Genomic DNA, 988 nt, shown 5'->3' on the forward strand with positions numbered 1-988 from the left:
AGTTGGTATAGAGCCCGAAGACCAGGGCCGGCAGTGTCTGCAGGATCCAGATGCCGCCGAGCAATTGCAGATCGAGCGCGAATTGCGTCGGCAGGAAAATGATCACCAGCAGGGCGCCGACCTTCACCACCAGCGAGGTCATCTTGGCGACCTTGGCTTCACCGGCGTCGCTCACTTGCGGATTGACGTAGGCTTTCCAGAAATTGCGAGTGAAGAGATTGGCCGCGCCAATGCTCATCACCGCCGCCGGGACAAGGGCGCCGATCGCGATCGCAGCGAAGGCGAAGCCTGAGAACCACCCTGAAAACAGCACCTTGAACAGGGTTGGAACGACATCGGTCGCACTGTCGAGTTTGAGATTGGCGGCATGCCCCATATAGCCGAGCAGCGCCAACAGGCCGAGCAGCAGCGTGTATGCCGGCAGCAGGATCGCATTCTTACGGATCGTGTTGCCGCTGTTCGAGGCGAAAATCCCGGTCAGCGTATGCGGATACATGAAGGCTGCGAGCGCCGACCCGAGGGCGAGCGTCGCATAGGCGACATACTGGTTGCCGCCGAGAAGCAGGTTGCCGGAACCCTTGGCCTGGAAGGCCGCATCGGCCGAGGCGAAGACATTGGCATAGCCACCGAGCTTGGAAGGGATAAGCGCGACAGCGGCGATCACCACGATGTAGATCATGATGTCCTTGACGAAGGCGATCAGGGCAGGCGCGCGCAATCCGGCCGAATAGGTATAAAGCGCCAGCACGATGAAGGCGATCGCAAGCGGCAGTTCACCGTGCAGGCCGAGCGCCTTCAGCACCGCCGTCATGCCGACGAGCTGAAGCGCGATGTATGGCATCGTCGCGATGACGCCGGTTGCAGCAACCGCGAGTTCGAGACCGCGCGATCCATACTGGCCATGGACGACGTCGCCGGCCGTGACATAGCCGAACTCCTTGGCCCGTTTCCAAAGAACCGGCATGACCATGAAGACAAAGGGATAGAC

General features: G+C 60.8%; 1 protein-coding gene. It reads right to left on the reverse strand.

What is annotated here, in order from left to right:
• The coding region (locus AC1DX0_RS36390) for a sodium:solute symporter family protein (RefSeq protein ID WP_477359402.1) at positions 1-988 on the reverse strand (988 nt) is incomplete at both ends.

This window comes from Mesorhizobium sp. P3_A9, assembly GCF_056402975.1.